Below are 23,787 nucleotides of genomic sequence, written 5' to 3'. Positions count from 1 at the left end.
CTAGGATATCGACCTTATGCCAACCTGCGGTTGCTGGGTCGAGGGTAGACCTTGGCTGCCCTGTCGGATTGCTCAGGCGGTGGCTGTCTGTTGGTGATACAATCGCCAGCCTCCGGTGCGCCCACACGTGCTCGTCTAAGCATGAGCGACGGCCGCCTGACCCTCCGTGGCGTCGAGGTACTGCGTAAGAGCGCAGACGAGATGATAAAAGATGCTGGCGGGAACGTCGCTGGCCTGTGACCGGCCGCGTTCGTCGATCTGGTCGATCCACAGGCCGAGCGGCGCCGGGTCGATATGCCAGCGGAACAATCGGCCGACACGCGCCTCGATTTCCGGCTTGAGGTCGGGACCGCCGCCCGCGCCATCCAGCGCGATGGCCGCCTTGATCGCCTCGCTTTGCGGCCAGCTGCGCGACACCCGGTCGAGTGGCAAGCCCTGCCGCGACACCGCGCCATAGGCAAGACCCGTCGCCCGATTGAGTCCGTTGGCGATCGCCGAGGCGTAGAGCTTGCGCGCATAGGCGGTGAGGTCCTTCTGCCCGCTCTTGTTTGCGAAATCGACGAGCAGTGAAGCCCACTCGAAATGATGCCCTGGCTCGGTCCAGGCTCCCTGGTCTCCGGTTGCTGGCCGCCAGTCGTCGTCGAAATATTCGCCTAGCGTCCAGCTCTCGGCGTCGAAGAAATGGCTGCGGAAGAGATCGATGATGCGCGCGGCGCGGCGCAGGTGCGCCCGGTCGCCAGTCGCCGTATGCCAGGCGAGAAACGCTTCCAAGAGGTGCATATGCGGATTGGATCGCCGCAGCCCCACACCCGCCGAGGTTTCGAGAAATCCGGTCATGCGTTGGTCCTCGAGATGCGCGTCGAGAAAGGCGAAGGTTTCTTCGCCGAGCCGCAGCGCGTCGGGGTTGCCGCATCTATGGGCGTGGGCGAGCGCCAGAAGCACGCATGCGTGATCGTAGGCGTCCTCGGCGGCATCCGCGACGCTGCCGTCGACGTTGAGGGCGCGCACCCAGCCGCCGCGGTCGGTGCGGCCTTTGCCGGCCATGAAATCCAGTCCATGGGCGATCAGCCGGTCAGCCGGTCCGTCCCAGCCATGGGCCTTGGCTACCGCAAACGCATAGATCTGACGCGCCATGGTGCGCATACGCTTCGGTTTCATCAGCGGCGCCGCATCGAAGCCCAGCCTCTCAAAGAAGCCGCCATGCGCCTCGTCGATACCAGCGGTCGACCAGAGCGGCAGCGTCTCCTCGAAAAGCCAATGGCGGACGCGCTGCCGCCAGGCCCCGCTAACCAGCACCCGGTCGTGCGCCGGGGTGAATTTGGTTTCGAGCCGGCCGCTCCTTTCGAGCTGTTCAACGACTTTTTTGACGTTCTGGCTGTGGCTGACAGGTGCCACGAAGGTGGCGTCGACCGTCGCCACGATGGCGATGTCCTTGAGGCCGATGGCCGAAAGCAGCCGCCCCTGACTGCGGATATAGGAGTTTTCGCAATCGATCGCGACGACATCGCCGACGATGACGTTGCCGGCCTTGTCGGATGGGCTGACGTCAAGCAGCGACTGCCATGAACCCAGATCGCTCCAGCGAAATTCCGCCGGCACCATCGCAATCTCCTTGGCCCGCTCCATGACGGCGTAGTCGATCGATATTGAGGGGATCGCGGCGTACAGGTCGGGCGGCATGTAGCGGCCGGTCAGGTCGCTCCTTGCAGCTTTCCAGGCTGCTTCGGCTCCTTGCCAGACATCTGGCTGGAATTTGCAAAAGGCGTTGCGCATTGCGCTGGCGCGAAACAGGAAGATGCCGGTGTTCCAATAGAAATTTCCGGCTTCGATATAACCTTTGGCCGTCGCCAGATCCGGCTTCTCGACGAAGCGCGAGACATCGAGCACGCCGTCTTTCTTGCCTGAGACTTCAATATAGCCGTAGCCGGTTTCGGGCTGGACCGGCGTGATGCCGAAAACCACCAGGCGGCCGGCCTCCGCGGCGGGAACGCCGCGCGAAACCGTTTCCCAGAATTGGCGGTCAGTCGAAATCTCGTGGTCGGAAGGGACGACGAGGACGATAGCGTCGCCATATGCCGTGATCGTCTGCAGCGTCGCGATCGCCACCGCCGCCGCCGTATTGCGCCCGAGGGGTTCGAAGATAGCGCCGCCGCCGGCCAGGTCGATGCCGGCTACGTCGGAGCGCACACGCTCGGCATGCCGCTCCGACGCAATCAGATAGATTGGGGTCTGGCCTTCCGACCGCGCCTTGAGACGGCGCAGGGTCTTGACCAACATCGAACCGTCGCCTGAGAAGTCGTGGAACTGCTTCGGATTGTCCTCGCGCGAAAGCGGCCATAGCCGCGAGCCGACGCCACCGCTCATAACGAAACTGACGATGCGTTCTGTCATGCCCCTGCTGCCGGTTTGCGTTAGAATGTCTGGTTGTAGGCGCCGACCTCGCTGCTGCGGCGCAACACGGCATCGACCGCTTCGAACATTTCCCGGCGTCTTGCCGCCGAAATCGGGCTCTCGACGACGACGACGATTTCCGGCTTGTTGGACGAGGCCCTGACCAGGCCCCAAGTTCCATCCGCCGCCACCGCGCGCACTCCGTTCACCTTAATGAGGTCTGCGATTGGCTGCCCGGCGAAACTTTCGCCGCGCTCCGCCATGGCTTGGAAATCCGCGACCACGCGCTCCACGACGCCATATTTAACCTCGTCGCCGCAATGAGCCGACATTGTCGGCGTGCCGAAGGTCACCGGCAGCTCGCGGTGAAGATCCGCCATTGTCTTGTGCGGATTGCGGTCGAGCATCTGGCAGACGGCGATCGCCGTTACCAATCCGTCGTCATAGCCGCGGCCGATCGGTGGATTGAAAAAGAAATGTCCCGATTTTTCGAAGCCGGCGATGGCGCCGAGTTCGGCCACGCGCCGCTTGATGTGGGAATGTCCGGTTTTCCAGTAGTCTGTGATTGCGTCATTCGCTTTGAGAGCCTCGTCGGTCGCAAAAAGGCCCGTCGACTTCACGTCGACGACGAAGGTGGATCCTGGATGCAGCAACGAAATGTCCCGCGCCAGCATAACGCCAACCTTGTCGGCGAAAATTTCATTGCCTTCATTGTCGACGACGCCGCAGCGGTCGCCGTCGCCGTCAAAGCCAAGCCCGACATCGGCGCCAGCCTCCAGCACCTTGTCGCGGATCGCGTGCAGCATCTTCATGTCTTCGGGATTGGGATTGTAGCGCGGAAATCTGTGGTCGAGTTCCACGTCCAGCGGGATGACTTCGCAGCCGATCCGCTCAAGCGCCTGGGGAGCGAAGGCTCCGGCAGTGCCGTTGCCGCAGGCGGCCACCACCTTCAGCCTGCGGCCGATGGTTTTGCCGCCAGTCAGATCCTCGATATAGGTTTCGCGAAACCCCGGTATGAATTTGTAGGCGCCGGCGCTGTTGAGGTCGAAGTCGCCGTTGAGGACAATCTCCTTCAGTCTGCTCATCTCCTCCGGCCCGAAAGTAAGCGGCCGCTGCGCTCCCATTTTGACGCCGGTCCAGCCATTTTCATTGTGCGAGGCGGTAATCATCGCCACCGACTGCGCGTCCAGTGCGAACTGCGCGAAATAGGCCATGGGCGACAGCGCCAAACCTATGTCCTTGACGCGCGCGCCCGCCGCCATCAGACCCGAGACCAACGCCAGTTTGATCGCCATCGAATAGCTTCTGAAGTCATGCCCGGTGACGATCTCCGGACCGGCTCCCATGCGCAGGATCAATGTGCCGAGCCCCATGCCCAGCGCTTGCACACCGATAAGGTTCAATTCTGGATCTGTTGCTGAATCGGGATGCCCGAACCACCAGCGCGCATCGTACTCGCGGAACCCGGTCGGCTTGACGAGGGCGCTGGTTTCAAAGGCGAAGGTGTTGGGCTTGGCTTCGCCAACGAGCGTCGGTGTCACGGGCTTTAGAGGCTCCACATTGCGTTATCCAGTCCTACCACGCCTCTGTCGCCGGACAACATCATGATTTCGGCTGCATCGCCCTGCTTCGGGAGCACGCCTCTACGCCTCTTAATCACATCGGAGCAAGCCGGCCCATAGCCAAAGGGATGGCTCGTCGATGGCTGCGGCTCCTGTATTCTGCGGTTTGCGCCGCGCGTGGTGCGAATCAGGACTGCCTCGAAAGGCGTTTTTGATGTTTACCAGCCTAGCCGGACAATGTCGCTGATCACTGCAATAGGCCATTTATTTCGTCGGGAAGCGGAGAACGCTCAATTCGAGCGCTTGGATCACCTGCTAGTCAAGCTGGGCCGCGATCTTGACCGTGAATTGGAAGCGCTTGCGGGTGCGAATGAAAGAATAGCCGCCTGTGCGGCTTTTGCTTTCGAGGCCCTCGAAAATGGCGAGGATCAGGAGCAGATATCGGCGCGGCTCGATGCGCTGACAGAGGCGATGGAACACCGTCGCGAGCGATTTGCATTGGCGAAGCTGAAGCGCAAATTTGTAAACAGAACCAGAAGGGAATTGGCGCGGCTGCGCCAGCGCGACGATCGGGCGGATCGAGCAAGAAACAAGCGATCAGAGACGCTTGCGGGCGCAAGCCCATACGCCGTTTGGCGGCGTTTACCTCACGACGCACAGGCGTAAAGTTTGGCAGCTGGGAGACAGGGCCTTGCCAAAGATGCGCAGTTTTGCCGATCGCCAGGAGCAGATTGTCCGGCCCCCGAGGGGGAGCTGCAGGCTAAGTTGCGTGCAAGAGCCGAGCGCGGAGGAATGATGGACCGTGTGCTCGACAGCCAATGGTCGCCTGCCGGCGACCAGCAAAACTCCGCCGTTCAGGAGTTTATCGGGCTTTCCGACATCACGGAGTTTCTGAGGCGTTATTTGCGCTTAATCGCGGGGTGTGTCGCCGTCGCGCTAGGGCTGGCCTGGTTCTACAACGCCACCACCTATCGGGTCTTCACAGCAACGACGCAGATCCTGATTGAGCCGAAACTGCCTTACCTCCTGCAGCAGCAGGCGGCTGAGGTGAACCTGTCGCTCGATACGGCGCAGGTGGAAAGCCAGATCGCCGTGATGAAGTCGGAAAAGATCGCGGCGATGGTCATCGACCAGCTCGATCTCGTCAACGACCCGAGCTTCAACCGACCTCATACACCCACGATCGGCGATCGGTTTCGCAAATTGGAGGCGATCGTTTTCGAGACGCTCGGGCTGGATGGGGCGTGGGTTTCTGGGATCGGAGCTCTTGTGCCCGAAAGCGCATCGTCCACGCCCCCAACACCATTGAGTGAATTCGAACGCAAGCGGCGCACAATGGAGATTTTCCGGAAGGGTCTCGACGTGTGGCGGGTCGGGGTGTCGTACGCGATTAATATATCATTTTTTTCGCTCGATCCTGAGGCCGCCGCAAAGATTGCAAACGCCACCTCCGAGGCCTTCGTTCGTGAACAGATCGAGACCAAGGCCGAGGCTGCCAAGCAGGGCGGCGCCTGGCTTGAAAAGCGTCTGCAGGAGCTGCGCGCCCAGATGAACGCAGCAACCCAGGAAGCGCAGGAATTCCGCTCGAGGCACGACTACAGTGTTAGCGCGCGCGATGATTTGCCACCCGAGGGCGAGGAACAAGCGCCCACGCTGGAGGAACTGGAAGTGACGGCCGACACCTACAGCAAGATGTATGAGAGCTTCCTGAATGCCTACACCAATTCCGTCAGCCAGCAGTCCTATCCGGTCGCCGACGCGCGCGTGATCACGGCGGCGGCGCCCCCGCTCTACCCGAGCGCGCCGCGGCCGAAGCTCGTGCTTGCGTTCGGCGCGCTCGCAGGCATCATGGCAGGTATCGGATTGGCGTTCCTGCGCCACACATTCGACTGGACCGTAAGATCGCCGCGACAGATACGCGAACAGCTGGGCCTCGATTGCATCGGCGAGCTGCCGCCGACCGGCAGGAGGCAATTGCCGCGCCGCCCCGACGAGGTGGCAAGCGCGCCGCAGTCGCGCTTCAGCCACGCGATGAGACGAGTCAAGACCGCCATCAGCCTTTCCGACACTGTCCATCCGATAAGGTGCCTGGGCGTTACCGCCGCCACGCCTGGCGATATGAAAAGCGCATTTGCGAGCAATCTGGCGACGCTTTACGCGGCGTCGGGCCTGCGCACGCTGGTCATCGACGCTGACCTCCACTGCCCTGAACTGACGGCGCGATTGCTCGGCCGGGAAAGCTTCGACGAGCATCGTCCAAAATGCATGGACCCCATCAGCGTCAACATTATCACCGCGCCTGGGCGCACGTTCGACATCTTGCCAGTCTGGGTGGTGAAAGCAAAGAACCTTCTGGCCCCACGCACACTGCAAGCGCTTCTTGCCGATCTCCACGCCTATGACATCGTCATTGTCGATCTTCCGACCCTGGCCAATGGTTCCGACGGCCTGGCCGCCGGGTCCGCGCTGGACGGCGTCGTCATGGCGGCCGAGTGGGGCAGGACCCACATCGATACGCTTCGCGAACTCGCCAGCACCGTCAAGGCAAGCAGGACCACAATCCTCGGCGTGCTGCTCACCAATGTCCGCGCCGCGCCGGCCAAGCGCCGCGCCTAGGCGGCTTCGGCAATGCGGGTAGAGGGCTAATGCCTTGGGATTAGGGCGTAGGCTTGCAATGGTAGCGCTACAACCTTTGCCCTTCTTGCCGACTAGAGGCATAGCTTGGGATGGTGTGCGTAAAGGCGCAACGTGGACAGCAATGCCATGACCATGGATGCTTTTGACAATCGGCCCCGGCATCTCGTTTCATGGCTCGGTGCGCCGTCCCCCGTGGCTATGCAGCACCAGAGCCCCCCCTCCTTGGACGGATCCATGCCCTTGCATCAAGGATTTTCGACCGTTTCCCAGATGGCCATGGCCGAGGTCGCCTCGGACCCTGATAGACCGTCGCCAGCCGGAAACGCGGGAGCGTACTTGCAACGACCCCTTGGTGGTTGGTCCAAGCGGGTGGCCGATGTGCTCATCGCCGCCACCGCTTTGGTCCTTGCCGCTCCCGTGATGCTTTTGGTGGCGCTCCTGATCAAAATGACGCTCGGCCGACCGACGGTGTTTTCCCACACGCGCGTGGGCTTGGGCGGAAAGCCGTTCAACTGCTACAAATTCCGTTCCATGGTCGCTAATTCCGCAGAAGTGCTGAACCAGCACCTGGCCAAGAACCCGGATGCCGCCAGGGAATGGGAGGAATTCAGGAAGCTCAGGAATGATCCTCGCGTAACGCCGCTTGGGCAGATGCTCAGGAAATCGAGCCTGGACGAGCTGCCGCAACTGTTCAATGTGCTTCGCGGCGAGATGAGCTGCGTTGGACCACGACCGATTGTCCAGGACGAGCTCGGTCGCTACGGATCTCATGTGGGCGAGTACCTTCAAGCCAGGCCCGGCCTGACCGGACTGTGGCAGGTGTCGGGACGCAGCAGCACCGACTATGCCGAGCGCGTATCGCTCGATAGCCACTATGTGCGCAACTGGTCGCTGTGGTTGGACCTTGTCATCATGTTGCGAACGGTGATTGCGGTCATGCGTTTCGACCGAGCCTCATAGTTCGGGCCGGTCACCTCCCGTTTTCGGCATGGCGGCGCCAGGCGATCGCCAGCCAGACCCCGATGACGTATCCGGACTGAAGCGCAAGCACCAAAATCACCAGGGAAGAGAAGGCCACGGAGGGGGACAGGCCCAAGCCGTTCCAGGCCAGGATCGCCAGGACCATCACCGTGGTCACGGCGATGAGGGCTGGCGCCTTATAGCGCAGGCCCAACAGGACTCCTGTGGCCGCCACGGCCAATACGCTCATCAGCACTGGACTCTCCAGACGTCCCACGGACGCCCCCTACAATCCCCTCGCGACTACTAGAGGGATTCGCATGAGAATTTAACTGGAAATCGTGCGCGGCGACGATCTGTCAACAGGCGCCGCGTGGAAAATGGGATGGAGAGGCGCGCTTGTACGCGGAAAGGCGCGTTTGGCGAACTGAGAGGGCCTGGTCAGTTGGTGCCCGCAGCGTCCAGCGCCGCGGCCGGGCTGGTCACGGGCCGCGTCAAATCAGGCGCAGCTGGGTGAGCGGCGGAAATGGCGGACTGCGGCAACGGAATTTCGATCTTGACGGAGTCGCCCGGTTCGATCGGGGTTGTTTCGTCGGCAATGAATTCGGTCGGCCCGGTTCCTGTGGTGCGAACGATCTTGTAGACGGGCTGGACCCTTTCCGAGCGGGTCCTCATGGCCAGCAGTGCCGGGGCAGTGATCTCCGACTCGTGGAGCAACTGCACGGCCGTATCGGCCCTCCTGGTGATCTCGTTCAGCTGCGTTTGCGTTTCGCGCAGCGTTTCAGCCACCTCATTGGCCCGCCGGTTGCGAAGATCGACTATCGCAATGTCGGTTCTGCTGATCTCCTGGCGCGCGCGCAGGAGCGAGGTTTGCGCCGTCAGCCTGTCGCTCTGGATCTGGGCAAGGGTGCGTTCCAGCGCCAGCTCCCTTGGCGCGGCGGCGAGGCCCTTTTGGACCAGCGAGGAAACGCCGGACAATTCCTGCTGGATCAGTGCGACCTGCTTGTCATGAAAGGTAAGCTGGGTTTCCAGCGACGCCAATTCCTTCTCGAGAAATTCCCTCAATTCGCTGAGCGAACGCAGCTGCGTTCTCAGCCCGTCGGTGCGGGCATCGAAGATCATACGTTCCTGTTGCATCAACAGTGCGACCGAGCCTTCGGTGCTGCGTTGCGTCAGCGCGGCGGGAAAGCTGATCTGCTTGCTGTCTGCAAGCTCTGCCTCCAATCTGGCCTTGCGGGCCAGAAGGCTGATGTGGGTGAGTTCAAGAAGACCAACGTCGCCGCGCGCCGCAATCACTTCGCGCTCCAGCCGGGAAATGTTTTCCTCGCGGGTCCGCAGCCCACCCGCTATGCCGATCGCCTGCAGGACCGTCAGGCCTGGCCGGTAGGGGAATTCGCCAGGTTGTGTGACGTGGCCGACTATGTAGAAGGGCCTGAACTGAACGATCTCGACGGCAACGTCGGGTCTGCGTCCGAGACCCATCTGCTGCATCAGGCGGTCAGAAATCGCGCCGGCGAGCTCGCTGGTGGCGGTTCCTTGCGCCTCGACCTGGCCGGCGAAGGGAAGGAAGAGCGTCCCGTCCGCGCCAACGACGAATTCGTCATTCAGCGCGGTCCATTCAAAGATCACGTCGCGCGATGGCCGCCACTCGTAGATCTTGAGCCGAACCTTGTCTTGTGGGCCTAGAAGATATTCGCCCGCGGGCAGCGGTTGCGGGTGCGCCGCCACTACGATAGAAACGGCACTGGCGAGGGCAAGCCGCTTTAGCACTGAGAAACGAAACTGGGTGGGACGTGCGGCTATTGCAGATAATTTCGGAATCATCACATGCACCCGCTAGATCTTGAGGATGTATTCGGGCTCGATGCGCCCGCTGAGCACGTGCGCTATGGCCAGTAGATTGCCGCGCAGCCGGCCGCGGCGATCGACATATGTTTCGGGCCAGAGGCTGCGGGCCAGGTTGGCGATGACGTTGCGGCCCATCAGGGGCAGCGCGAAGCTCGCCGGGACGGATCCCTTCAGAACGAGGTAGATCGGATTGGCGACCTGCGAATAGCCGAACCGCTTGCCGCTGACGCGCCCGGCCTTAAGACCCAGATGGACGCCTCTTATGGCATTGACGCAGACCACGCGCCCGCGCGACCGCAACTGGCTCGTGAAGTCGATATCCTCCTGCCAACCATACAGCACAAGGCGTTCGTCGAAGCGCAGATCTCCGACGAGACGGGCGCGGATTGACATGTTGCAGCCGTACGCCCCGACATGGTCGACCACTGGCGCCCTGACGGGCTTGTCCTCGTGTGAGGCGCCGAGCGCAGCGGCCGCATCGTCCCAGGTCAGACCGGCGTTGCTGGCTCCATCCCTGACCACCCGTCCCATGATCACCGCCCAGCCATGATGGTCGGTAAAGGACCTTTCGACCAGCTCGAGATAGTCGTCGGCAGGCACAAAGTCGTCGTCGAAGAAGGTGATGATGTCGAAGCGGCCGAGCGCCGGCGCCATCGCGGCGTTCCGTTGCACCGCAAGACCGCGGCTGCCAAGGGCAAGCGAGACGGGAAAGGGTGAGGTTTCGGGTATATCGACGTGCGACGAGTCCGGCGCCGACACGATGACTTCATCCGGCAGCCTGGACTGGCGCGCCAGATGCGCGAGCAGGCGCAGCACCTGCCGGGGGCGGCCGAGTGTCGGAATTATCAATGCGAGCTTCATGCTGGCTCCGTCCTGCAGCAAGGAGCCTAGCCCTGCGCGCCGCGCCGGACAGCCTGCAAAAAAGGAGGCAGGGGGCGTTGCCCATCGCCCTTGGCACCGGCTTTGGGAGTAACCGCTGCCTCGCGCGGGCGTAGCGGCACAGCCTTAGGGATGAGCCCTTTGCGCAGGTGCGGCCGCTCCTAGCCGATCGGACAGCTTGTTGGTCCATGGGCCCGATCCGAAACTGGCGCAAGTGCTTGGGGCGTCAAGGGACCCGACCAGGCGCGACGAGGACATTCGCCATGCGCCATGAACGGATCGACGCCAGACCGACGATTTTTTCGACCAAATTGCCGGAAATTGCGGCCGGCCGCGAGGCGGCGATCGCAGTTGTGCATGACTGGTGCCCGACCTTTCGGGGCGGCGAACGCGTGCTCGCGCAAATCTGCAAGCAGTTCCCGAAGGCGGAAATCTTCACGCTTTTCGACTTCCTGCCCGCCGAGATAAAGGAGCAGTATTTCAAAGATGTGGAATTCCATGCGTCTGCGGCCAACCGGATCCCGATGGTGCAGAAATTCTACCGGTCGCTTTTTTTCTTCTGCCCCTTCCTGATCGAACAGTTCGACGTGACGGGCTATGACGCGGTCATCTCGTCCTCGGCCGCCTTCTCGCGCGGCGTGATCACCAGGCCGGATCAGCCACATCTTTGTTATGTGCACAGTCCTGTCCGCTACGCCTGGGACGAGCAGTTTTCCTATCTTCAACAGGGGAGACTGGGCTTTGGCCCGAAGGGAATGCTTTATCGGTACATGCTGCATCGCCTGAGGACGTGGGACACCAGGACCGCTCACGGTCCGGACCTGATGCTGGCGAACTCGAATTATGTCCGCTCCCGTATTCAGCACATTTACGGGCGCGACGCCCGCGTCGTTTACCCGCCGGTCGCCTTGGACGAGTTGCCGTGCGTGGAGGACAAGGACGACTATTATGTTTCTGCGTCCTTCCTCGCGCCTTACAAGCGCACCGATCTTGTCATCCAGGCATTCAACGAAATGCCGTCGCGGCGGCTGATCGTCGTTGGCGAAGGCCAGCAATCAGCCAATCTGCGGGCGCTGGCCGGACCGAACGTCACCTTTTCGGGTTTCCTGCCCCGCAAGGAGTATGTGGACATGCTGGCGCGGGCAAAGGCGATGGTCTTTGCAGGCTGCGAGGATTTCGGCATAGCGCTGGCTGAGGCGCAAGCGTGCGGGACGCCGCTGATCGCATTTGGCCGCGGCGGCGCGGCAGATATCGTGCAGCGCCTGGGATCGTCTGCCAGCCCCACGGGGGTGCTGTTTAAGGCGCAAACGGTCGATCACATCAAGGAGGCGGTGGACCGTTTCGAGGAAAGCGGCGAGATGATAACACCCCGCGCCTGCGCCCAGAACGCGAGGCGGTTTTCCGAGGAGAATTTTGATCGGGCGATCCTGGAGTCCTTCGAGGAAGTCCAGGCCCTCCACGCCGTCACGTGAGTTCCAATTCCAGTCCAGCTTGGACGTGAACGCCATCCGCGATGGCCATCGCCTCCAGATAGCGCGAGGCGGTGCGCCTCCAGCTGAACCTGGAAGCTATTGCCCGGCCTTTTCCGATCATCTGCAAGCGCAGGCCGGGCGAGGCGCGCAGCCGCATGAAGCTGTCGAACCATGCATCGGCATTATCGGGCGGGGCGAAGAGCGCCGCGCAGCCGCAGATTTCGGGCAGGCTCGCGCGGTCGGAAACGACAACCGGGCAGCCAATCGCCATCGCCTCCAGCGCGGGCAGACCAAAACCTTCGGTCAGGGAAGGAAAGGCAAGGCACATCGAATCCTTCAGCAGAGCCGCCAGCTGGTGGTCTGGAATGCGTCCGAGCCAATGGACGTTTGTCGCTTCGGCTCGCGATTGGCCGGACCTGAAAACGCGCGGATCCGACATGCCAACGATGGCGATCCTCAGTCCTGCGCGGCCGAGGCGATCGGCCATGTCCAATATGAACCCCGCATTCTTGTGAGGCGCTACGCTGCCGATCATCACGATGGTGTCGCGCGACGCCGCCAGCCGCGTCTCGGCCGAGTGCTCGGGCTTCCACCGCAACGCATGCTCATGACCGTTCGGGGCCAGGAAAAGCTTGCCTGCCGGGGCGATTGCGTGGCGGATGATCTCCTCCAGAGAATAGGCCGATACCGTGGAGACGCTCCAGGCCGCGTGTCCAAGAGCAGGCAGCAGCACGCGATAGAGGGCGCGAAACGCCAGGGAGTAGCTCTGCGGGGCGTTCCAAACGTTGGCGTCATGGATGCATAGGATCTGCTTGCTCGCGGCGACCGGCCCGGTGTTGCACAGGCTGAGCAGGCCGATTCCCTTGGAACTGGCGGCAAGCGCCGCCTGTTCCCAGACGTGGCCGTGGAGGCCGCCGACCTGCCGGATTTCGATGGCTTTAAGCTCAAGGCTTTCAGCTCCAGGCGGGACCAACAGTTCCACCTCCAGGCCGCGCGCGAGCGGCGTCTGCTCGGCGATCCAGGAATCGAGCGCCCGCACGATTTCGCCCGCATAGCGCTGGACGCCGGTCGTCGGCTGAGAAAGAAACCGCCCGTTGATCGCCCAGCGCCGTGGCATGACCGCCCCTCGAGGTTAATGCGTGATTTGCACAAAGCTCAGTGTGAATGCGAAAGCCTTGATGGTCATCACGGCCATTCGGTCAGGACTGGCCGTGCGCATCATCCGGCACGGCGAGAAAGGGTAGGGTGCTACCTCAAACGTCTGAAGGTCGCGCATTGGACGCTGATGCTAATCTTTGTCGGGAGCTTAGAGCTGACGGAAAGCAGAAAGCATGGACGAGGTCGGGCCAGAGAGAGGGGCGGCAAAACCGGTAGCCATCAATGGGTTCGCGCCCGTTCTTTTGGCGCACCCGCTCCAGACAGCTTTGTTGGACGGTCCTGAGGTAACCCAAAATATGCCCGAGCGGGCGCCGGTCCTCCCCGCAGCCCGGGAACGGCGATGGACCCTCAATGGCGACTTCGTCGGGCTGCGGCCGACGGGGGTCGCGCGCTACGCCAGTGAGGTGACCTTGGCGCTGGATGCGCTGGTGGCGCAAGGCCACCCTCTGGCCCGTGATTTGCGCCTCGACGTCGTCGCTCCTCGCCATCTCCCAGAGACGCTTCGCCTCAAGGCCCTGCCGGTTCGCGTCGTCCCCGAATTCCGCCGGCCGAGACTTCCCCAATTCTGGGTCCAGGCCCAATTGCCGCGGCACGTCCCAGGGGGGCTGGTCAGCTTCTGCAATCTTGCCCCCGTGTTGCTCAGGCGGCAAATAGCCTGCATTCACGACATGCACACGAGGCTGATGCCCGAAAGCTATACAAGAGGCTTTCGCTGGGCGCATCGCTTGATCCTTCCGTTGCTCGGCAGCCGCGCCGCCCGCATCACGACGGTCTCGGAATTGTCGCGCGGGCATCTCGTCGAGTTCGGGGTCGCAACTGCCGGGAAGATCGTCGTCACCTACAACGGCAGCGATCACGCCTTGAGATGGGATGCGATGAGATCAAAGATTTCAGTCGATTCCGCGCGGCCCTATGTGCTTTGTCTTGGGCGTCGCGACCAGGCATATAAAAACGTCGGTCTTTTGGTGCGGCTGGCCTCGTTGCTCGGGGAGATGGGACTTGATCTTTGGATGCCGGGGGATGTCGACGAGGCGACCGTGAGGCGGTATGCGCCGTCGAAACCGGACAACCTTGTGCTTCCAGGCCGCATCAGCGATGACGACTTTAAAAAGGCGCTCATGGGCGCCGTTTGCTTTCTGTTTCCGTCTCGGATCGAAGGTTTTGGCCTTCCCGCAATCGAGGCAATGGCTTGTGGTTGCCCGGTTGTGGCTTCAACGTCGCCCTGCCTTCCCGAAGTCTGCGGGGATGCAGCCCTTTACGCCGATCCGGACGATCTCTACGCATGGGCCGAGATCGTCCGGCTTATCACCGTCAACAAAGACCTGCGAAACCGGTTGGTGCAAAGCGGGCGTGCGCGAGCGGCGAATTACTCGTGGCGCGCGATCGCCGAGACATATCTTGAGCTGATGATGGAGGTCGATCTGGAGCTGTCCGCGGGCTAGTCCGGTCAACGAGCGCACCAACGCCGTACAATCTGCAGAACATGGTTCGGTTTGGATAAAGACGCCGACCAGCGATCGCACGAGCTGGAAACCACTGACGGCTGGTCAAGCCGCCGCGCCAAGGTTGCGGGCGACTTCCCGCAGCACGCGCATGGTCGTCACCAGGTCCTTTTCATCAACGTCGTAGAGCACCCGTTCGCGAACCGCGGTTGCGAACTCGCGAATGGCCACGGCCTCTTCACGAGCCTGGTCGGTCAGATAGATTGCCTTGGCCCGCCGGTTTCCTTCCACGGTGCGACGGGTGACAAAGCCTTTCTTGACCAGCGCATCGATCAATATACCGATTGACGCCTGTTCAATCTCCAGGGCCTCGGTGAGTTGCGCCTGGGTCAATCCATCTTGCTTGGCCAGACGCATGAGCAATCGGGCGTGTGCGAGTGTTAGGCCGCAGGCTTTCGCGCGTTCCTCGAAAAGCGAGCGAAGCTTACGATCTACCTTGACAAGATCTTCGACGAATGTGGCTTTAGATGAAAAAAGTGCCATAATTCAGCCATATATGCTTGCACCGCGTGTATAGCACGGTGGCAAGGCGTTTACGGTTGCATCCAGGTCGTTTGGCGCCCTGAGTTGCGTTGTCCTGGCAGATGATCGCGGCTGGCCGAAGCTAATCTGCGTCATTGGACTGGCAGCGTCGCGACGAGTGCAGGCCGCGCCGCTGATGCATGAGGAACCGGGTCGGTCCGCCTCCGTGTCGCTTCGCACCGGAGGTAACCGCCATTCGCGCATTCGTGCATCAAGGTCATGACGCGCCCATCTACCGCACGACCGCCAGACGGTCGCCGAATCTAAGCATCTTGTCGGCGGCCGAAAAGACAAAGATATCGCCTTTGTAGAGCCTGCGACGCAGTTCCTCGTCATCCAGTTTCGAGTTAATGAACAGAGCCGACATGATCTTCTCCCCAGGCAGGAAGCTCGAAAGGCGCGGCGTCCGAACGCCGCAGGCTCGCGAGGCTGTTTAAAAATTACGTGAGCGACAGCCGCAGCGACAGTGCGACATTTGGAGTAACCCAGTTTCGTGAAGGTTCATTCGCCTTAGGTACTTTGACATTTCGGCGAAGAGTTCCGCGCAAGCGAGGCGACCTGGGAAAACAATGGCTGCGATTGTGTCGTCCCGCAGGTTCGAAAAAGCAGACAGAGCAGGAGTGGAGATCGGACGGACCTCAGGAGAATGGCGCTCGTCTGCTCAAGGATTCCACAAATCCAACCGATCTAAGAAACTGAGATTCGAAAACTCTGCCTAAAAAGGCGCCAAAGCACGGGGAACCGAGGAACATGTTTTCGGCTGAACGCGCTATTGCTGCCGTCCAGCGACCTGTGCGGCTTCAGAAGCCTCCTGCCGCACCTATCCTTTGACAATGCGGGAGCCGTTGTGAAAAGCGGATCTCCGTGGAAGCGCTGCAAAATCAAAACGCAAAACCGCCGTTCCGGATTGGAAAACTGCAGCGGAGCAGTATCAACCGTGCGCCCACCTGAGGGCAGGTGAGTGTCGGAAGGTCAGTGCCCAAGGGCTGATCGCCTTCCGGCCGTCGGCGAGATACTGGCGCAAGGAACTGGCGGACGATTGGCAGAGGCCGCGTTCGGCAAATCACCTGCAACATTCCATTGCTGCAATTCGCAGCCGGAGCCGTCATCGCGAACAAAGGTCGGCGTTTGATTTGCGGTCCTACCTGTCCACCGTCGAGCGCGCCGTCGGGAGGTCCCCGTCTTGTCCAATCCAGGCTACCGCCTCCTCAAGGGAGTTAAAGTTCCTGTGTTGCCCGCTCAGCGGGCCAAAACCCGTCTCGAGAAACCACTTCCCTTTCGTGGCGTATGTTTCCTCATCGATTTGAGTAAGCACCGCTACGAGCAGGTTCGATTTCAAGACGAGAACCCCAGCTTCGCCGCCTTCCACAGTCGCGACGCGGATATCGGTGAGTGAAAAGTCATGGCCTAGCGTCACATCGTCCATTATCAAGCCCGTCCAAAATCGGTTGCAAAGCACCAATTGGCAAAAGTGAATGGCATTCAGAATCCGGAAAATTTGATGCACGAGAGCAGTAACGAAAACTTGATACCCGGATCATTCCGACAGATCAACATCCTGCCTTAGCTATTCAGGACGTACAGGCTACACAGTGGATCTTTTTGCCGTCGAAAATGTTTTATTTTCATGGGTTACGGTATATATCTCATCATTCGGTTGAGCTTCTCCCGCAGCTGCGAAAGGGCCGCCACCTGTTGTGTCTGCTTTCATCCGGCTAAGGAAAGCCGGGCCTTTTCTGAGCACGAACGCCTCGGCGTGCGGTTCGGGCGCGCGGCACTTCATTTCGCGCAGTCTGGCAAGGCCCCGGAAGGTCTCGCGGTCGAACCAGTCCTTGAAGCGCTGCGTACCGAAATGTATGTGAAGGAGGTCGAGTATGTCGGCGGTGAGCGGAACGTAGGCATTTGCTTGGCGAGGGCCGCCATCCTATTTTGGGATTTCGTATTTCCAGCACCCAATCGTCGCGAAAGACCTTCCAGGTCAGTAGATTGACCTCGCGGCGATCTGGGTGAGTGACCACATCGGGATCGACCCGCGCCCTCGAGTTTACACATTCAGGCCTGCAATTCGCGCTCCAAATAAGTTCAACGCCGCCTCGCTCAAAGGACTTATGTCGATCCATGACTAAGACTGGCCCTGCGTGGTCGACCTACGGCGGGGTCGGTTCGTCGTGCGCCGGATAGGGTTTTGGCCACCTGGTCCGGTCAATTCAGTTCGGATTCCTGGAACGGTGGCGAGAGAGATTGCTGCAGTCATCCGGCCAGGCCTGACGGCTGTTATGCCGCTGGAGGCCGCCGACACGGCGGTATTTGGCTTTGCCCCGAAAAGTCGGTCCAGCAGGTGGGCCGGTGTTCAAGTGAGTTGACGATGAGCGGAATTGCCGGAACAACAACCTCGGCAGCCGGTCTTTCGTTCAGCTCAAGAAAAGTCCCGTTAGCGATACAAATATCCACAACCCTATTACCGGCGCCATGATGAAAGGCATGCGACTTGCATGGCCAGAACAGCCGGCGCGGCCAGCGCCGGTAATCGCCCTTGCTGGTCATGGGCGTGAGGCTCGCCGGGATGGGCGGGAAATTCTCCCCGGCGAGCCTTCGATCGCGGATCATGTTAAGCAGCCCATAGTCACCACGCAGGCGCGCCCTCGCAAGGCGTCGAAGCGTCGCCCGGCGCGAGCCGCCCATTATCGCAGCTCGCAGCCGATGCTGTGACAACACTTTGCCATCGAGGATACGCACCAGCCGCCCGCCCGATGCACATGGGCGGCCTGCAAGCGGGCCATCCTTATCTCTTCGTTGTGAACGCGAAAGCGTGACCACCGCAGACTCAACAGGCGCATTGACGAAGCGCTGCCCGGCGATCGTGCGCCCATTCATCCGCCGTCAAAAATCTCCCGACGGCGGATGCGAAATTGTTGTTGGCGATCAGGCCGCAGACGAAGAATTCACCTCCGGCGGGAAAAGATCGTTGATTTTGTAGGCGACTTCGGTCCGGTTCGTCGCTTTCAGCTTTTTCATGATGTTGCGGATGTGGACCTTAACCGTGCTTTCCCGCAGGTTCAGCTCATAGGCGATGATCTTGTTGGCTTTGCCCCGCCTTAGCGCCTGAGCCACTTCCGCCTGCCGGATTGTGAACATTCCGGTGAGCGGCGGCGCCTCGCGTCCGCTGGCATCGAGCAGGTGCCGCATGGCAAGGACACTGCTCGCCGGAACGAAAATACCTCCAGCTACTGCAAGGCCAATTGCTTCCACACAGACGTCGATCCCGACCGAAGTCGGGATGTAGCCGCGCGCGCCGCATTCCAGCGCCTTCAAAATCTGTCCCAGGTCGTCCGTATCGGCAAGGATGACAACCGGCACCGACCGGAACTCGGCGGCAATTCGCGAAATTTCGTCCGAGATGCCGGCATCGGTGACCTTACGGCCACCGAGATTGAAAAGGACCGCGCCCAAGGGCGCATGAGAGGCTTTCTTGGCGCGCCACTGCTCAACCGAGCTCATCGCGCTTACATCCATACCAAGGTTGTGATCGATCAGCGCCTTCGCGAGGCATTCCCGGTCCAGAGCCCGGCTGTCGATGATGAGTAGGGTCTCGGCCCATGCGCCGGGTCCAGGACCGACCGGCGAACCGGACCGTGTGAGGTTAGCACCGTCCCTTGCATGCCCCTGTTGTGAACTGGAGTCGTGTAGTCCTGTAATGGAAGTCATACAAATACCCACCCTTTCCACGCAGATCGCCACCAGGCGACCATCAAGAGCCCCTTACAAAAAAGCTTAGAGAGAAGTTGTATTCCCCACCCGTATGCGAGCGCTTTGGGCAACTTCCGCCCCAGCGGTAGTTTCTATTTGGCTCTTCGCTCCCGCAGGACGAGAACCAAGACTTAGAGTATGTAAAAACGGCGCATTTTCGTTAACATAGGTTAATTTTAAAAAAAAAGAAATTCCGCGGTCAGAAACGTACAGTTGTCTTACGCCAGCGGCAGCGAATGGGCTCCATCCATGGCGAAACTACATCAACCGGAGGTATTCCTTGTCGAAACCAGCAAGCGCCACAAGTTTTTTTCTGCTGAGCACCTCAACAAAGCCGGCTTTGAAAGAAACCATGTCCGATTTTCGCAACTCTCCGAGCGTCCGGTTTACGTGTACGGTCGTTAGACCGAGGATGTCTGCAAGTTCCTGCTGAGTGAGAGGGCATTCATACCGGTTGCCCGATGCGAGGCCATAGGCGGAGAGCCTCTCCTCGAGCTCGAGGAGAAAGTGAGCGGTCCGGCTCATGGCATTGCGCCGTCCGGCGTTCATCAGATGCTCCGTCAGGATCGAGTTCTGGCGCGCGATCGCGCGTGTCAGCATGTTGCCCAACGGGCGGTGAAGGAGCGTCGCACTGGCGAAGGCGCGCCTCGGCACCTCAAACATTGACACATCCGATATTGCCGACAGGGTGGAGATGTTGGGGCCGTCGACGGCTCTTACCCCTATCACGTCACCCCTGAGGGGCGTATCAATTATCTGGCGGTCGCCATTCTGCAGGCCGCGCTGCAGGCACGCCCAGCCCGATTGAACGATGAAGATCCTGTTGTCGACTTCACCCTGGCGGCTAATTACCGAATGCGCCTTATAGTCCTTTGCAACGATCTTCAAAAATGCGTAGGGCTCGCTTTCGTCCCGTGTCAAAGACGCGCCAATAGGATGCGCTTTTATGAATTGAAGCAGTGTTTGATCGTTCATGGAAAAGCTGTAATTCGTCCCACCTGAAGCACAACTTACGATAGATTATTTTGAAAAACCAGTTAACTCACCCCATGTTCCGAGTACTGCCTTTGACGGAGAGATCATACCATGAGCTTAGCTTAATTTTCAGGTTCTGGATATTTTGTCTCGCTCCTCATCCATTTTGGCAAACTATGACGCATTTCCCTTCTGCCGCGGGAGCGGATTCTACGTCCAAAAGTTCGTTGACGGGAGATTGGGGACAGGTCGATCATAACTGCGCGCGCGTGAAAATTGCTCATGCGGCCTGTCCGCACTTGAGGGGCAGGATAGGGGGGCCGTGCCCCCACCCGCCTAGCGGCTCCCCTATCGCGGTCGGCTCAGTTGTCGCCCAAAGGGACTCTCGAGCAACTCCTCCATAAGCTCTCCGACACTGTTCTTGAGCGTTGCGGCGCGGCGGGGCAAACAGCCAGGACGCTCTGGCGCGGCCGTCATTTCTTCTCTCATAAACCAGCTAATGGCCACGACGGTTCGATCATTCAAGTGGCAAAGGGAAAGTCACGGCGTTGCGGATCCGTCGATCGTGTCCGGCCCATGCCGAAGCAATGGGATCAGGCTCGAAACGCCGATCAGTCGCGAGGATCTTGGACCACACGCCAAGGCCGCCGTTTATCCCGACAGGCCAACGCCATGAGCGGACGCCAGGTCAGCCTGTTGTCTATCAAGCGTTGCCTTGCGGCGCAGCCTGGACCAACCATTTCTGGAAGAGATGCTCGGCCACACCTGGCTCAGCATCATCCTCAGCATCATCGTGGAAGGCAGCGATCAACCTGTTGGCCGCAATGCTTGCAATATGGGTTTCGGGCAGCTTCGCCTTCACCTGGCAAGCTCGCTCGTAAATTTCCAGCATTTTTCTGAATTCTTTTGGTCCAATGACGCTCAGCCCAATCAGACCAGACATGCAGGCACCCCCCTCAGAAAGTGCAGGAACACCTTAACACCGCCCAGTGTTGCGCCCACTTTGTCCTAGCACACGTTGAACCTAGCATAGGTTTTTGCAAATGGAAGCGGCGCCTTCCGTTGACCACAGGAACTTATCGTCGCAGATCGGCACTGTACTTTTGGTTGTCTGCCTGCGCGATCCACCTTCGTTCTGTCGAGAAATGCGCCTTATGGAGCTGATGCGGTGGTGACCCGCGTCAGGAGTTGTGCTTTGGCAAGCATCGTCAGTGACTCGTTGGTGAGCGGAACGGCTGATCCTGGCATTGTCCTCTTCATTGAGGGGTGATGACGGGCAGCATCTATGCCGAGTTTTTTTGCTGCGGTGATAAGGGCGGCCAAATCATCGGCGTTGTCTTCGCTCGAAATATCCAGGCGGTAGGACTTCACGCCAAGATCCTCGATGAGATCGAGCTCACTTCTATTCGCACGCCTGGATAGGCCGTTATCGGATGCCCGTTGATGCCCCAACGGAAGTCTGCGTCGGCAGCCACGGTGATTGCGGCGAGAACGCAAGCCACTGTGGTTGATACGCGGATTGACATGACAGCCGATCCTTTTTCGCCCATTCAAGCGGGCAATAGTTACGGCCTCCCACGGGCGGGGCAATTTGCCGATATTGTGAGCGGCGGCACCTGCGCCAGGGGCGACGGCATTCCGGCCGCATCGAATTGGGCTTTGAGGTATCGAGAACACTTGCAGCTGAACCGGAGGGACCCCGGACGTTAGATGTCGAGCTTCTGCATCATCACGGATGACTGCTGGCATAAGGGCGCTTATATTCGATGCCGTCGAAAATAACTGTTTCGGGGTCGGGCGCCGACATTTTCCGCTTTCTGTCGTCACTGCAAAGAAATGTGGGCCAGTCCACAACAAGGCACTCGATGTCAAAAAACCAGTTGCCGAGATAGCTGCCGGTCGACAGTTTGAACATGCTGGCCTCGACGCGTCGCACAGAATCGCCTGACGCAGCTATCCAGGTCCAGGGCTCGTTTCGGGGCGGCTCTGCACTCATCTCCAGCGTCGTGGCCGGCCCGGATACATCACTACGAGCCGCTGCGGCCTGATATCTTCTCATCGCCGCCACGTATTTGACAAGGATAGCCGGCCTGGCGGCGTAAAGGGCAGCCATGTTTGAAGAGCTCGCAGCACCGTGACCGATGCGCTGAACCTTCCCTGCCGCGACACGATCTTGGGCGCCCGCCCGAAGGATAGAACACAGGACGATAGCGGTTATCGTAACCATTGCGGTGGTCATGCAAACGAGCGCGCGCTGGCGTAATAGCTTTGGCACGAGAATTGCTCGTGTTGAAGTCCTTGGCATCATCTGGCGATTATGCCTGAAAATCGCATCAATGCGGAACTTGTCCCATCGGTGAACGCGAGACATCAGGACCATGCAGAGCTTGGCTCAGCGCTTCCCGTAGGCACAGTCACAATCCAGGGTGAATTCGCGGGTGCGCTCGCGCCATTTGGCGTCGCGTCCAAGTCCAAAGCGCAGGGCGCAATCCACCCGCCCATGGGATCTGACAGCCCAGTTGGGTCCTACGTCAACAGAAATGTGCCCTCCGATGCTTCGGGTGTGCGCCGCGATGGCGCGCGTCCGCTAACTAAAACCCGCTGCCGCTGCCGCTCCCGCTTCCACTGCCGCTGCCACTGCCGCTCCCGCTTCCACTGCCGCTTCCACTGCCGCTGCCGCTGCCACTGCCGCTCCCGCTTCCACTGCCGCTGCCGCTGCCGCTCCCGCTCCCGCTTCCACTGCCGCTGCCGCTCCCGCTTCCACTGCCGCTGCCACTGCCGCCGCCGCTTCCGCCGCCGCTGCCGCCGCCGCCGCCGTTGCCGCCGCCGCCGCCGTTGCCGCCGCCACCGTTACCGCCGCCACCGTTGCCGCCGCCACCGTTACCGCCGCCACCGTTACCGCGGCCGCCGCCATTACTGCCCGATCTTCCGTCTCCTCGTTCCTTGCTGGTGACACTGCCGATCAGGGAGGTGGTCAGTGGGGGGCATTGTCCCAATTGGGCAGGCGTCAGAATCGCCTTCCGATTCAGCGCTATACAACAACGTTGGTAGTTGTCTTCAGTTAGCCTCTTGCATTCCCCCGCCGAGAGAACGGGACGAACACTGGATTGTCCTATGGCGGGCTCAGAGAGGCTGCTTGCCACAACGGCGCCTAGTGCAATCCCAAAGGAATATTTGCCAAATTTCCAGAGGACGTGACGCATAACAGTTACTCCAACTAGTAAGGAACTTTTTGCATCGTCTGCTAAGAGCCCTCGCTCGGAAAATTAATAATTCGTTTACCAACCTAAAGAAAACTGCCTAAGCGCATTGCAAAAATAAACCTTTGGAAACCGCCGATCCGGCCCATTTGCGGCCACAATCCCATTGGACTGAGGAGCCATGCTTCGTTTGATTATGGTCCCTTCATTCCTGATAATACTTTCGGCGTGCAATCAGACCGCATCGGTTGGCACGGCCATGCAAGTCTCGGGCTATGCGTTCCCACCTCCAGCTTTCGACGCATTCTGCGGGAGGGAGCCGAGGCTCTGCCGCACTGAAAACGGCAATAATGTCATGGAATTGACTGCCGCCCGCGAGGAGGAGCTGGAGGCAGTCAATGGATCCGTCAACCGGCGAATCAAAGAGCGGAGTGACTTGCAAACATCGGGCAATGCGGACTACTGGCAATTGCCTTCCACTCAGGGAGACTGCGAAGATTTCGCAATTCTGAAGAAGAGCGAGCTATTGAAGCGTGGGTGGCCAGCCTCAGTTTTACTCCTGACGGTCGCGCGCCTTGGGGACGAGGGGCACACGGTGCTAACCGTGCGAACGTCCAAGGGCGACAAGGTCCTTGACAACAGAACCAATGCGGTTCGCAATTGGTCGAACACGCCATATAGGTATTTCGCGCGTCAGTCTCAATTCGCCGCTCACAAATGGGTTCGCATCGAACAACCGCGATCCTTGTGATCGCTGCCACAAATACCGTTCCCATCTATCAGCGCCGGTCGCGACGCGATTTCATAACATCGTTTGCGCGCTGAAGCTCGGCCGGCCGACCATTTCTCTGGGATGTGCCAGAAAAAATGACGTGTTGATGGAGGAAATGGGCTTGGGGCGCCATGTGTCAGCATGTGGAACGGTTTGACGTCG

General features: G+C 60.3%; 22 protein-coding genes and 1 pseudogene. 6 read left to right on the top strand and 17 right to left on the bottom strand.

The window, feature by feature from the left end; all coding sequences use genetic code 11:
- Positions 1–135: 135 nt before the first annotated feature.
- The gene (locus tag ABVK50_RS32250) at positions 136–2,391 is read right to left on the bottom strand and encodes a mannose-1-phosphate guanylyltransferase/mannose-6-phosphate isomerase (protein ID WP_353646378.1); all 2,256 of its coding nucleotides are present in this window, start codon (positions 2,389–2,391) and stop codon (positions 136–138) included.
- Positions 2,392–2,411: 20 nt separating this feature from the next.
- On the bottom strand, positions 2,412–3,932 hold the full coding sequence (locus tag ABVK50_RS32245) for a phosphomannomutase/phosphoglucomutase (protein WP_353646377.1): 1,521 nt from the start codon (positions 3,930–3,932) through the stop codon (positions 2,412–2,414).
- Positions 3,933–4,190: 258 nt separating this feature from the next.
- Here ABVK50_RS32245 and ABVK50_RS32240 point away from each other — a divergent pair, with 258 nt between their 5' ends.
- The 3 genes from ABVK50_RS32240 to ABVK50_RS32230 all read left to right on the top strand — a co-directional run bounded on the left by ABVK50_RS32240 (position 4,191) and on the right by ABVK50_RS32230 (position 7,550).
- Positions 4,191–4,619, top strand: coding sequence for a hypothetical protein (locus ABVK50_RS32240; RefSeq protein WP_353646376.1), 429 nt, complete (start codon positions 4,191–4,193; stop codon positions 4,617–4,619).
- Positions 4,620–4,748: 129 nt separating this feature from the next.
- Positions 4,749–6,569 carry a GNVR domain-containing protein gene (locus ABVK50_RS32235; protein WP_353646375.1) on the top strand — a complete coding sequence of 607 codons (1,821 nt, stop codon included), beginning with the start codon at positions 4,749–4,751 and terminating at the stop codon, positions 6,567–6,569.
- Positions 6,570–6,716: 147 nt separating this feature from the next.
- Positions 6,717–7,550 carry a sugar transferase gene (locus ABVK50_RS32230; protein ID WP_353646374.1) on the top strand — a complete coding sequence of 278 codons (834 nt, stop codon included), beginning with the start codon at positions 6,717–6,719 and terminating at the stop codon, positions 7,548–7,550.
- Positions 7,551–7,560: 10 nt separating this feature from the next.
- On the opposite strand, the gene ABVK50_RS32225 is transcribed toward ABVK50_RS32230, so the two are convergent.
- The 3 genes from ABVK50_RS32225 to ABVK50_RS32215 form a co-directional block, all read right to left on the bottom strand.
- A complete protein-coding gene (locus ABVK50_RS32225) occupies positions 7,561–7,806 on the bottom strand; it encodes a hypothetical protein (RefSeq protein ID WP_353646373.1) in 246 nt (81 codons plus the stop codon).
- Positions 7,807–7,991: 185 nt separating this feature from the next.
- Positions 7,992–9,374 (bottom strand): polysaccharide biosynthesis/export family protein, encoded by a 1,383-nt coding sequence (locus tag ABVK50_RS32220; protein WP_353646372.1) that lies wholly within the window; start codon positions 9,372–9,374, stop codon positions 7,992–7,994.
- 12 nt (positions 9,375–9,386) lie between these two features.
- The gene (locus ABVK50_RS32215; RefSeq protein ID WP_353646371.1) at positions 9,387–10,259 is read right to left on the bottom strand and encodes a glycosyltransferase; all 873 of its coding nucleotides are present in this window, start codon (positions 10,257–10,259) and stop codon (positions 9,387–9,389) included.
- Positions 10,260–10,540: 281 nt separating this feature from the next.
- Between ABVK50_RS32215 and ABVK50_RS32210 the strand changes: the two genes are divergently transcribed.
- On the top strand, positions 10,541–11,749 hold the full coding sequence (locus ABVK50_RS32210) for a glycosyltransferase (protein ID WP_353646370.1): 1,209 nt from the start codon (positions 10,541–10,543) through the stop codon (positions 11,747–11,749).
- On the opposite strand, the gene ABVK50_RS32205 is transcribed toward ABVK50_RS32210, so the two are convergent.
- Positions 11,742–12,866 carry a glycosyltransferase family 1 protein gene (locus ABVK50_RS32205; protein ID WP_353646369.1) on the bottom strand — a complete coding sequence of 375 codons (1,125 nt, stop codon included), beginning with the start codon at positions 12,864–12,866 and terminating at the stop codon, positions 11,742–11,744. The two genes, ABVK50_RS32210 and ABVK50_RS32205, sit on opposite strands and share 8 nt — an antisense overlap.
- A 337-nt stretch (positions 12,867–13,203) precedes the next feature.
- On the opposite strand from ABVK50_RS32205, the gene ABVK50_RS32200 reads away from it, so the two are divergent.
- Positions 13,204–14,349, top strand: a complete 1,146-nt coding sequence (locus ABVK50_RS32200) for a glycosyltransferase family 1 protein (protein ID WP_353646368.1) — start codon at positions 13,204–13,206, stop codon at positions 14,347–14,349.
- Positions 14,350–14,454: 105 nt separating this feature from the next.
- Here the strand turns inward: ABVK50_RS32200 and ABVK50_RS32195 are convergent, their stop codons facing one another.
- The 11 genes and pseudogenes from ABVK50_RS32195 to ABVK50_RS32145 all read right to left on the bottom strand — a co-directional run bounded on the left by ABVK50_RS32195 (position 14,455) and on the right by ABVK50_RS32145 (position 22,567).
- Positions 14,455–14,892, bottom strand: a complete 438-nt coding sequence (locus ABVK50_RS32195) for a MarR family transcriptional regulator (protein ID WP_353646367.1) — start codon at positions 14,890–14,892, stop codon at positions 14,455–14,457.
- 271 nt (positions 14,893–15,163) lie between these two features.
- Positions 15,164–15,298 (bottom strand): hypothetical protein, encoded by a 135-nt coding sequence (locus ABVK50_RS32190; RefSeq protein ID WP_353646366.1) that lies wholly within the window; start codon positions 15,296–15,298, stop codon positions 15,164–15,166.
- A gap of 774 nt (positions 15,299–16,072) precedes the next feature.
- Positions 16,073–16,357 (bottom strand): hypothetical protein, encoded by a 285-nt coding sequence (locus ABVK50_RS32185; protein WP_353646365.1) that lies wholly within the window; start codon positions 16,355–16,357, stop codon positions 16,073–16,075.
- A gap of 294 nt (positions 16,358–16,651) precedes the next feature.
- Positions 16,652–16,940 (bottom strand): annotated as a pseudogene (locus ABVK50_RS32180) (PIG-L family deacetylase); the annotation flags it as partial.
- Positions 16,941–17,205: 265 nt separating this feature from the next.
- The gene (locus ABVK50_RS32175; RefSeq protein WP_353646364.1) at positions 17,206–17,805 is read right to left on the bottom strand and encodes a hypothetical protein; all 600 of its coding nucleotides are present in this window, start codon (positions 17,803–17,805) and stop codon (positions 17,206–17,208) included.
- A 48-nt stretch (positions 17,806–17,853) separates the two neighbouring features.
- Positions 17,854–18,636 (bottom strand): response regulator transcription factor, encoded by a 783-nt coding sequence (locus tag ABVK50_RS32170; protein WP_353646905.1) that lies wholly within the window; start codon positions 18,634–18,636, stop codon positions 17,854–17,856.
- Between the two features lie 300 nt (positions 18,637–18,936).
- Positions 18,937–19,653: a Crp/Fnr family transcriptional regulator gene (locus ABVK50_RS32165; RefSeq protein WP_353646363.1), complete on the bottom strand. Its 717-nt coding sequence runs from the start codon at positions 19,651–19,653 to the stop codon at positions 18,937–18,939.
- 703 nt (positions 19,654–20,356) lie between these two features.
- Entirely contained in the window at positions 20,357–20,596 is a 240-nt protein-coding gene (locus ABVK50_RS32160) for a hypothetical protein (protein WP_353646362.1), read from the bottom strand.
- Positions 20,597–20,805: 209 nt separating this feature from the next.
- A complete protein-coding gene (locus ABVK50_RS32155; protein WP_353646361.1) occupies positions 20,806–21,024 on the bottom strand; it encodes a hypothetical protein in 219 nt (72 codons plus the stop codon).
- 358 nt (positions 21,025–21,382) lie between these two features.
- Positions 21,383–22,033, bottom strand: coding sequence for a hypothetical protein (locus ABVK50_RS32150; RefSeq protein ID WP_353646360.1), 651 nt, complete (start codon positions 22,031–22,033; stop codon positions 21,383–21,385).
- A gap of 207 nt (positions 22,034–22,240) precedes the next feature.
- A complete protein-coding gene (locus ABVK50_RS32145; protein WP_353646359.1) occupies positions 22,241–22,567 on the bottom strand; it encodes a hypothetical protein in 327 nt (108 codons plus the stop codon).
- 482 nt (positions 22,568–23,049) lie between these two features.
- Here ABVK50_RS32145 and ABVK50_RS32140 point away from each other — a divergent pair, with 482 nt between their 5' ends.
- Complete coding sequence (locus ABVK50_RS32140; protein ID WP_353646904.1) at positions 23,050–23,604, top strand: transglutaminase-like cysteine peptidase; 555 nt, start codon at positions 23,050–23,052, stop codon at positions 23,602–23,604.
- Positions 23,605–23,787 lie beyond the last annotated feature (183 nt).

Source organism: Mesorhizobium sp. WSM2240, from assembly GCF_040438645.1.
Classification (GTDB): domain Bacteria; phylum Pseudomonadota; class Alphaproteobacteria; order Rhizobiales; family Rhizobiaceae; genus Allomesorhizobium.
Note: the sequence above shows the minus strand (reverse complement) of the source record. Positions and strands in the feature narration are given on the sequence as shown.

Bases quoted from the DNA above. Each gene is read 5' to 3' on its own strand.
- ABVK50_RS32175 (WP_353646364.1), bottom strand. From the start codon at position 17,805: ATGAATGGGCGCACGATCGCCGGGCAGCGCTTCGTCAATGCGCCTGTT.
- ABVK50_RS32230 (WP_353646374.1), top strand. From the start codon at position 6,717: ATGACCATGGATGCTTTTGACAATCGGCCCCGGCATCTCGTTTCATGG.
- ABVK50_RS32235 (WP_353646375.1), top strand. From the start codon at position 4,749: ATGGACCGTGTGCTCGACAGCCAATGGTCGCCTGCCGGCGACCAGCAA.
- ABVK50_RS32160 (WP_353646362.1), bottom strand. From the start codon at position 20,596: ATGTCTGGTCTGATTGGGCTGAGCGTCATTGGACCAAAAGAATTCAGA.
- ABVK50_RS32250 (WP_353646378.1), bottom strand. From the start codon at position 2,391: ATGACAGAACGCATCGTCAGTTTCGTTATGAGCGGTGGCGTCGGCTCG.
- ABVK50_RS32140 (WP_353646904.1), top strand. From the start codon at position 23,050: ATGGTCCCTTCATTCCTGATAATACTTTCGGCGTGCAATCAGACCGCA.
- ABVK50_RS32200 (WP_353646368.1), top strand. From the start codon at position 13,204: ATGCCCGAGCGGGCGCCGGTCCTCCCCGCAGCCCGGGAACGGCGATGG.
- ABVK50_RS32195 (WP_353646367.1), bottom strand. From the start codon at position 14,892: ATGGCACTTTTTTCATCTAAAGCCACATTCGTCGAAGATCTTGTCAAG.
- ABVK50_RS32215 (WP_353646371.1), bottom strand. From the start codon at position 10,259: ATGAAGCTCGCATTGATAATTCCGACACTCGGCCGCCCCCGGCAGGTG.
- ABVK50_RS32205 (WP_353646369.1), bottom strand. From the start codon at position 12,866: ATGCCACGGCGCTGGGCGATCAACGGGCGGTTTCTTTCTCAGCCGACG.
- ABVK50_RS32240 (WP_353646376.1), top strand. From the start codon at position 4,191: ATGTCGCTGATCACTGCAATAGGCCATTTATTTCGTCGGGAAGCGGAG.
- ABVK50_RS32170 (WP_353646905.1), bottom strand. From the start codon at position 18,636: ATGACTTCCATTACAGGACTACACGACTCCAGTTCACAACAGGGGCAT.
- ABVK50_RS32145 (WP_353646359.1), bottom strand. From the start codon at position 22,567: ATGGCGGCGGCCGCGGTAACGGTGGCGGCGGTAACGGTGGCGGCGGCA.
- ABVK50_RS32190 (WP_353646366.1), bottom strand. From the start codon at position 15,298: ATGTCGGCTCTGTTCATTAACTCGAAACTGGATGACGAGGAACTGCGT.
- ABVK50_RS32210 (WP_353646370.1), top strand. From the start codon at position 10,541: ATGCGCCATGAACGGATCGACGCCAGACCGACGATTTTTTCGACCAAA.
- ABVK50_RS32220 (WP_353646372.1), bottom strand. From the start codon at position 9,374: ATGATTCCGAAATTATCTGCAATAGCCGCACGTCCCACCCAGTTTCGT.
- ABVK50_RS32165 (WP_353646363.1), bottom strand. From the start codon at position 19,653: ATGAACGATCAAACACTGCTTCAATTCATAAAAGCGCATCCTATTGGC.
- ABVK50_RS32185 (WP_353646365.1), bottom strand. From the start codon at position 16,357: ATGGACGATGTGACGCTAGGCCATGACTTTTCACTCACCGATATCCGC.
- ABVK50_RS32150 (WP_353646360.1), bottom strand. From the start codon at position 22,033: ATGGTCCTGATGTCTCGCGTTCACCGATGGGACAAGTTCCGCATTGAT.